Origin of the sequence: Sphingomonas sp. LH128 (genome assembly GCF_000293195.2) — a bacterium.
Lineage (GTDB): Bacteria > Pseudomonadota > Alphaproteobacteria > Sphingomonadales > Sphingomonadaceae > Novosphingobium > Novosphingobium resinovorum_A.
In genome coordinates this window covers 1-8,180 of the sequence record NZ_ALVC01000139.1, presented here as the reverse complement: position 1 = coordinate 8,180, position 8,180 = coordinate 1, and the positions used below count along the sequence as shown (strand labels likewise).

8 protein-coding genes are annotated in these 8,180 nt (G+C 66.1%); 5 read left to right on the top strand and 3 right to left on the bottom strand.

The window, feature by feature from the left end:
- Positions 1–461, bottom strand: a 461-nt coding sequence (locus LH128_RS11835; protein WP_008828558.1) for a chromate transporter, incomplete at its 3' end; no start/stop codon positions are given.
- Positions 462–963: 502 nt separating this feature from the next.
- Between LH128_RS11835 and LH128_RS35015 the strand changes: the two genes are divergently transcribed.
- Positions 964–1,173 (top strand): DUF6980 family protein, encoded by a 210-nt coding sequence (locus LH128_RS35015; RefSeq protein ID WP_081799083.1) that lies wholly within the window; start codon positions 964–966, stop codon positions 1,171–1,173.
- 190 nt (positions 1,174–1,363) lie between these two features.
- Here the strand turns inward: LH128_RS35015 and LH128_RS11830 are convergent, their stop codons facing one another.
- Together LH128_RS11830 and LH128_RS11825 are read right to left on the bottom strand one after the other, a co-directional pair.
- On the bottom strand, positions 1,364–2,209 hold the full coding sequence (locus LH128_RS11830) for a ferredoxin--NADP reductase (RefSeq protein ID WP_008829865.1): 846 nt from the start codon (positions 2,207–2,209) through the stop codon (positions 1,364–1,366).
- A gap of 29 nt (positions 2,210–2,238) precedes the next feature.
- Positions 2,239–2,673, bottom strand: coding sequence for a hypothetical protein (locus LH128_RS11825; protein ID WP_008829864.1), 435 nt, complete (start codon positions 2,671–2,673; stop codon positions 2,239–2,241).
- 211 nt (positions 2,674–2,884) lie between these two features.
- Here LH128_RS11825 and LH128_RS11820 point away from each other — a divergent pair, with 211 nt between their 5' ends.
- The 4 genes from LH128_RS11820 (at position 2,885) to LH128_RS11805 (ending at position 7,902) form a co-directional block, all read left to right on the top strand.
- The gene (locus LH128_RS11820) at positions 2,885–5,158 is read left to right on the top strand and encodes a glycoside hydrolase family 3 N-terminal domain-containing protein (RefSeq protein ID WP_008829863.1); all 2,274 of its coding nucleotides are present in this window, start codon (positions 2,885–2,887) and stop codon (positions 5,156–5,158) included.
- A gap of 287 nt (positions 5,159–5,445) precedes the next feature.
- Positions 5,446–5,862, top strand: coding sequence for a DoxX family protein (locus LH128_RS11815; RefSeq protein ID WP_008829862.1), 417 nt, complete (start codon positions 5,446–5,448; stop codon positions 5,860–5,862).
- A 144-nt stretch (positions 5,863–6,006) separates the two neighbouring features.
- The gene (locus LH128_RS11810; protein WP_008829861.1) at positions 6,007–6,546 is read left to right on the top strand and encodes an RrF2 family transcriptional regulator; all 540 of its coding nucleotides are present in this window, start codon (positions 6,007–6,009) and stop codon (positions 6,544–6,546) included.
- 147 nt (positions 6,547–6,693) lie between these two features.
- On the top strand, positions 6,694–7,902 hold the full coding sequence (locus tag LH128_RS11805; protein ID WP_008829860.1) for an NAD(P)/FAD-dependent oxidoreductase: 1,209 nt from the start codon (positions 6,694–6,696) through the stop codon (positions 7,900–7,902).
- Positions 7,903–8,180 lie beyond the last annotated feature (278 nt).

The window sequence follows — 8,180 nt, the reverse complement described above, 5'->3', positions numbered from 1 at the left end:
AGCAGCGCGTTCTCGACGATATGGTGTCCGATGCGGACCACCGCGCGCAGGATGATCGCGAGCACCGCGACCTGCACGCCGAGAAGCGCGCCCGCCAAAGTCAGGTTTCCGGCGACCCAGGTGACGTAGGCCCATCCCGCGACCAGCATCAGCACCAGCCCCGGCAGCATGAAACCCAGCCCGGCCAGCAATCCGCCGATCCGCCCGCGCGCGATCATGCCGAGATGGACGCACAGTTCATGCGCCTCCGGCCCCGGCAGCACCTGCAGGACCGCGAGCAGGCGATTGAAGCGGCCCTTGTCGATCCAGCGCTCGTCCTCGACCAGCGCCTGACGCAGCATGGCGATCTGCGCCACCGGCCCGCCGAAGGCCAGCGCGCCGAACCGCAGGAACTTGAGGAACAGCGCAGGCAGCGAAAGGGGGGGCGGCGCGATAGTGATGGAGGCGGTGTCGGTCGTCATGCAAGTGCTCCGCAGGCCGCAGGTACGGCTGATGGAGCGGACTTGGACGTTGCCGTCTGAACGGGCGTCCGCGCGTGCCCGTTGGTGGGATTTCAGCGCAATGGCGGGGGGAAGTCAAGGCGTGAGGGCCCGCCCGTTGCGCTTTGCCCACCCCGCTGCGACTAACTTCGCCTTCGGCTCAGCAAGTCTCGCTGCCCCTCCCGCAAGCGGGCGGGGTAAACCGCTTTCGCCCTCCCGCTCGCGGGAGGGCCGGGAGGCTTGGCCCGAAGGGCTTAGCCGGACGGGGTGGGCCAGCTCGCAGGCGGTTTACCACCCGAAAGCCAGAATAGGGGCATTCCGGTGCCGCCCCATTACGGACATGAGGCCGCGTCGTACGACTTCTCGATGTTGTCAAAATTTCGCAAAGAGTGGTTAGTATCGGCGCTTGGATGGCTCGCGAACGAAGAAGGAATGCCAAATAACCATCCTCTGCGAGGATTCGCGAAATAGGAAATCCATAAGTATGGCTAAACACTGTTGCGAAATGATGCGATCTAATATCGAGAATAATTGCGACGATCATGAAGACCGTTTTGATTGCCCGGACTCCTTGATCCACTATTCCTATCAAGCAGATAGTTACGGGCTAATTATCCATGACGGTGGAAGTTCGATCATCGGGATTTCGTATTGCCCTTGGTGTGGAGCCAAGCTGCCGAACGGATTAGATTGAGTCCACTTCCCACTCGAAGTCGTCATTCAAACACCATCTTCATCCCAGCCTCGCCGAGACGCCGCGACGTGACGAGAGCGGTCCCAGCCTTCGCTGGGATGACGGACTGTATCGGCACCATCAGCGCGCACCCAAACAAAAACGGCCCGCCCTTTCGGGCAGGCCGCTCTCGCATCACAGCAGTCGTCGCTTAGCCGACGAACGCGCGCTCGATCACGAAGTCGGCGGGCTTGTTGTTCGATCCTTCGACGAAGCCCAGACCTTCCAGCATCGCGGCGATGTCCTTGTTCATCGCCATCGAGCCGCACAGCATCACGCGGTCGGTCGCCGGGTCCATGCGGGCCTCGCCCTTCAGACCCTCGAACAGGCGGCCGTTCTCGATCAGCACGTTGATGCGGCCGGTGGTGTGGAATTCTTCCCGCGTGACGGTCGGCACGTAGGTCAGCTGTACCAGCGCCTGGTCCTCGACCAGCGGGTCGCCGGCCAGCTGGCTCTCCAGCTCCTGGCGGAAGGCGAGGTCGGCGACGCGGCGGACCGAGTGGACGATCACGACCTGCTCGAACATCTCGTAGACGTCCGGATCGCGGATCAGCGAGAGGAACGGCGCGAGGCCGGTGCCCGAGCCGAACAGGAACAGGCGCTTGCCCGGCGTCAGCGCGTCGGTGACGAGCGTGCCCACCGGCTTGCGGCCGAGGTAGATCTGGTCGCCCGGCTGGATCAGCTGCAGCTTCGAGGTCAGCGGGCCGTCCTCGACCTTGATCGAGAGGAACTCGATCTCCTCGGCCCACGAGGGGCTGGCGATCGAATAGGCGCGCAGCAGCGGCTTGCCGTTGTCGCCCTGCAGGCCGATCATGATGAACTCACCCGAGCGGAAGCGGAACGAGGCCGGGCGCGTGATCTTGAAGCTGAAGAGGTGCTCGTTCCAGTGATGGACCGAAAGCACCGTTTCCACGGTCAGCGCACCAGTGGGTTCCAGAACGGTCGCAGGAGCCGCCGAATTGTCCAGGGTGGCGGCTTCTGCCTTGCTATCGTTCATCAACGTCAGTCCTTGGTTCATCGAATGGGTCACGCGGGCGGGTTTATCAGTGCAATGCCGAAGCCGGCGATGGTCATCGCGGCGCTTGCGCGGCTCATGGCCTGGGCGACCGCGGCGACCGTGTCGCATGGCACGACATGCGCGAGAGTCGCGCGCACGTTTTCGCGGCGGCCTATACCGACATCGCGCCAAAGTGCAAGGAGCAACGCCTCATGTTCGCAGATGCGGTGGCAGGCCATCGGCGCGACCATGATCCTTTCGGATGCCCGGCGGCTGACGAGCGCCATCGCCATGTGAAAGTCCGGCAGGACGGCGGCGGCGTTGTATCCGGCAAAGGCGCGCGCCAACGACTGCGCCGGGCAATTGCCCTTGGATGCCGAATGCGCCCATCCGCGCATGGCCCAGAGCAGGAACCGGCCGTCGTTGTCGAGTTCGGTGACCGGCCGGTCGAGGAAGTCGTACATGCGCGTGCCTCAAGATATGCTATTGCGAATTATTCGCATATCTTGTGCATCGTGCGGCGCGATGCGTCAACCCGGTGTCGCCGTACGACGAGGTGGCGCGGGGGCAGGGTGATCCGAAGCCATGGCGCGCGCCCGGGCCTTGCCGCAATGCAACAAAATGCCCTACCGCGGTTTGACGGGGGCAAGCCGACGCACCAACAGCCAAGAGTTCATGAACCCAGACCGCCGCACCGTTCTTTCCGGTATCATCGCCAGCGCCATCGCATCGGGCTTCTCGTTCAGGGCTCTCGCCGCCGAAGAGGTGACGCGGGTAGACGATCTCATCAAGAAGATGACGATCGAGGAGAAGGCCGGGCAGATGACCTGCCTTGCCGACGCCTTCCGCCCCTTCAACCCGCCCAACCCGGCGGCCGGCATCCAGGACGTGAAGAAGCTCTCGGAGGAAATCCGCAAGGGCCGCGTCGGCTGCCTGTTCAACGGTATCGGCGTGGCGGGCGCGCGCAAGGCGCAGGAGATCGCGGTCAACGACAGTCGCCTAGGTATCCCGCTGCTGCTGGCGGGGGACGTGATCCACGGGCTCAAGACGATCTTCCCGGTGCCGCTGGCCGAGGCGTCCAGCTTCGATCCGGTGCTGGCGCAGCGCACCGCGCGCGCCATGGCGCTGGAGGCGACGGCGGCGGGCCTGCACCTGACTTTCGCGCCGATGGCCGATGTCGCGCGTGACCAGCGCTGGGGCCGCGTGGTCGAGGGCTCCGGAGAAGACGTGACGCTGACCGCGCTGCTCTCCGCCGCGCGGGTGCGCGGATTCCAGGGGCGCGACTTGCGGCGCGACGACTCGTTGCTCGCCTGCCCCAAGCACTTCGCTGCCTATGGCGCGGTGGCGGGCGGGCTGGAATACGGCAGTGTCGACATCAGCGACGAGACCCTGCGCGAGACGCACCTGCCGCCCTTCGGCTCCGCCTTCGCTGCGGGCGCGCTCACCACGATGGCGGCGTTCAGCGAGATCAACGGCGTGCCCGCGACCGCCGACCGCACCCTGCTCACCGATATCCTGCGCGGCGAGATGGGTTTCACCGGCTTCGTCTTCTCGGACTACACCGCCGACGAGGAACTGGTCGCCCACGGCTATGCCGAGGATGACCGCGACGCCGCGCGGCTGGCAGTGCTGGCGGGGGTCGATATGTCGATGCAGAGCGGCCTCTACATCCGCTATCTGCCTGACCTCGTGAAGAGTGGTGCGGTGCCGATGGGCACGGTGGACGTGGCGGTGCGGCGCATCCTCTACGTCAAGATGGCGATGGGCCTGTTCGACAACCCCTGGCGCTCGCTGGACGAGGCGGCGGAGAAATCGCGCATCGGCGCGCCCGTTCACCGCGAACTCGCGCGCGAGGCGGGCGCGCGCTCCATCGTGCTGCTGCAGAACGACGGGGTGCTGCCGCTCGACAAGGGAAAGAAGCAGAAGATCGCGCTGATCGGTCCGTTCGGCGATGACAAGGCGAACCTCTACGGCCCTTGGGCTTTCTACGGCGATGCCGACAAGGGCGTGGACGTGGCCAGCGGGCTGCGCGGCGCGATGGTCGATCCGGACCAGCTGACCGTCGTGGCCGGCTGCGCCATTCACGGCCCCACCGACGGCGGGATCGAGGAGGCGGTCAAGGCGGCGAAGGCGGCCGACGTGGTGATCCTCGCCCTCGGGGAATCGCAGGACATGTCGGGCGAGGCGCAGTCGCGCACCGTGATCGAGATCCCGCCCGCGCAGCAGGCGCTCGCCGATGCGGTGGCGGCGGTGAAGAAGCCGACCGTCGTGCTGCTTCGTCACGGCCGTGCGCTGGCGATCCATGACGGGGTGGCGAACGCCAACGCCGTGCTGGCGACGTGGTTCCTCGGTTCCGAAGCGGGCAATGCGATCGCCGACGTGGTGTTCGGCAAGGTCGATCCCTCGGGCAAGCTGCCGGTCAGCTTCCCCTGGGAGTCGGGGCAGGAGCCGTTCTTCTACGATCGCAAATCCACCGGCCGCCCGACCGTCCCCAACGGCAGCACCGAGTACAAGGCCCGCTACGCCACCACCGACAACAGCGCGCGCTACCCTTTCGGTCACGGCCTGAGCTACACCCGCTTCACGCTGGACAAGCTGCAGGTTTCCGACCCCGCCCTGCGCTGGGACGGCACCGTCTCGATCACCGCGCGCCTGACCAACAGTGGCAAGCGGCGCGGCAGCGAGATCGTGCAGCTCTACACCCGCGACCGCGTCGCCTCCCGCACCCGTCCGATCCGCGAGTTCAAGAAGATGGAGCGCGTCACCCTGGAGCCGGGCGAGAGCCGCACCGTGCGCTTCACCCTGTCCCGCACGGACCTCGAATTCGTCGGCGCCGGCAACCGGCGGCTGGCGGAGCCGGGCGCGTTCGACGTCTGGGTGGGCCAGTCTTCCGAGGACGGGCTGCACACGCAGATCACCTTGTACGCGGCGGCCCCGGCGAGCGCTTAGGGCGGCGCGCGCAATCTCACCCTCTCGTTGTCATTCCCGCGAAGGCGGGAACCCATCTGCGGACCTACCCCATTGCGCAACGGGAGAGCACACGAGCAGGGTCCCCGCCTGCGCGGGCATGACGACATATTTGAAGAGCGGTCACGAAAACATATGTTCGCATAATTCGAACATATGATCGCGTTTAATCCCACTATTTCGGAACCCTGATCGAGCGCATCTGGGGGGCGTCAGGACGACACGCCCGTCGTCACCGTATTGCCCCCGATCACCCAGGAGTTCCCGCCATGACCATCACCACCATCGACACCGCCCCCGTCGCTCCCGCCAACACCGCCAGCACCCTCGAAGCCTGGCTGCCGCTCGTCGGCCGCGTTCTCATCGCCGCCATCTTCATCATCAGCGGCTTGTCCAAGATCGCCGACCCCGCCGGTTCGATGGCCTACATCGCCTCGGTCGGCCTCCCGCTCCCCGCCGTGGCGCTGGCTGGCGCCATCCTCGTCGAAGTGGTCGGCGGCGCGCTGCTGATCTCGGGCTACAAGGTCCGTGCGGTCGCCACCGTCATCGCGCTGTTCAGCCTCGCCACCGCCGCGTTCTTCCACAACAACCTGGCCGACCAGAACCAGTTCATCCACTTCTTCAAGAACATCGCGATCGCCGGCGGCCTGCTGCAGATCGTCGCTTTCGGCAAGGCTCGCGCCTGAACGCGAAAGCCCCGCCGCAAACGCTGCCGGAAGGGGCGGGCCGAAAGGCTCGCCCCTTTTCGCATGATTGCACGATAAACGCAGACCAGATTTATCGTCGTTATATGCTTGACGCTTTAACGCAGACAGAGTAACTCCGCGTTCATGGCCCACATCACCACCAGCGTCGAATATGGAATCCACGGTCTGCTCTGGCTGGTGGAAGACGGCCGCGCCCTCAGCAGCCGGGAGATCGCCGAGATCCAGGGCATCTCGCCCAGCTTCGTGGCGAAGATCTTCCCCAAGCTGGAGAAAGCCGGCATCGTCGCCGCCAGCGAAGGCGTGCGCGGGGGCTACCGCCTCGCGCGGCCGGCGGGCGAGATCACCTTCCTCCAGATCATCGACGCGATCGAAGGCGACAAGCCGCTGTTCGATTGTCAGGAGGTGCGCGGCCGCTGCGCCCTGTTCGGCGGCGATGCGCCCGGCTGGGCAACCGCCGGAACTTGCGCCGTCCACGCTGTCATGCTCCAGGCCGAGAAGGCGATGCGCGATGCTCTTGCCGCGCAGACCCTGGGCGACGTGGCGAGCCGCTTCGGCCGCAAGGCGCCCGAGACATTCTTCAACGATTTCCGCGACTGGGCGGGCGATCGCCAGACCACCCGCACCGCACGCATCGGCCGTCCCCGGCGGGACGGTCCTTCATGATCTGAGCCTTTCTCACCCGCATTCCTGAACACCTTTCTCGGCGTCCTGCCGGACGCACCGGGAAAGCGCCGACTTGCGCGCTGCCTTCGCAGACCTCGCGCTTGTCGGGACGATGAGCCGCGTCCGGCGCACAAGAGGAGAAGATCGATGAGCAAGCAGACCATCCTGATCGCCGGCACCGGTTTCGCCGGAGTCTGGGCCGCCCTGTCGGCAACCCGCGCCATTGCGCTTGCAGGGCGGGAGGACGACGTGGAAGTCGTCGTCGTCTCGCCGAGCCCGACCATGGTGATCCGTCCGCGCCTTTATGAAGCCGTGCTGGAGAACATGAACCCCGACGTTTCTGCCCTGCTCGCGGCGGTCGGCGCGCGGTACGTGGCCGGTCTGGTCGAGGCGATCGGCGCGACCACGCAGCAGGCCACCATCCTGCGCGGCGACGGCGGGCGAGAGACGATCGCCTGGGACCGCTTCGTACTGGCCACCGGCAGCCGCCTGTCGACTCCGCCGATCCCGGGCATTGCGGATCACGCCTTCGATGTCGATCAGCTGGACTCGGCGCAGCGGCTGGACGAGCACCTCGGGCTGCTGGCTGCCCGCACCGACGAGGCACGCGGTACGGCGGTCGTGGTGGGCGGCGGCTTCACCGGCCTCGAAGGCGCGGCGGAGATGCCCGAACGGTTGCGCGCCATTCTGGGCAAGGATGCGCCGATCCGCGTCGTCATCGTCGACCCGGCCGAACAGATCGCCGCCGAGATGGGCGCCGATGCGGCCGTGGTCGTGCGGGGCGCCCTTGACGAACTGGGTGTCGAGCAGCGCCCCGGCGTGCGGGTGACGGCGGTGGACGCAGGCGGGGTCACGCTTTCGGATGGATCGCGGATCGATGCAGCGACCGTCGTGTGGTCGGCCGGGATGCGTGCTCATCCGCTGGCAGGGCAGGTGCCCGGAGAGCATGATGCCACCGGCCGGGTGCTCGGCGACGTCTATCTGCGCGCGCCCGAGGCGTCGGGCATCTTCGTCACCGGCGACACCGTGAAAGCGGCGACCGACGATATCGGCAACTTCACCGTCATGTCCTGCCAGCACGCACTGAGCCTCGGCCGGGTGGCGGGCCACAATGCCGCTGCGGAACTGGTGGGGCTGGACCTCCACCCCTACAGCCAGCCCAAGTACGTGACCTGTCTCGACCTCGGCGCATGGGGTGCCCTTTATACGGAGGGCTGGGACCGGCAGGTCCACCTGACCCGGGCGGAAGGCAAGAAGCTGAAGCAGGAAATCAACGGCGTGTGGATCTATCCGCCCGCGCCGGAGCGGGAGGCGGTCTTCGCGGTCTCCAACCCGGACTTCGTGATCGTGCTCTGACGCGAAAAGGCCCGGCCGGAGACGGCCGGGCCATGCGTTTCCGGGCATGATCGTGCCAAACCCGCGCAAATCCGGCCTTTGCGTTGAAAATGAACTTTTTTTGAAATTAGTGTTTGACCGACTCACTTGGTGGCCTTAGAGGCCCGTTCACCGCAGCGGACCACACGGTTTTGCATCGGTCGCCAAGCACTGACGGGCACCAAGCTCTCCGAGGTTAAAGCCGGGGACGACGGGTTGTCCGGGTTTGTTGTCTGGTGGATCTTTGACATTGTAGGTTT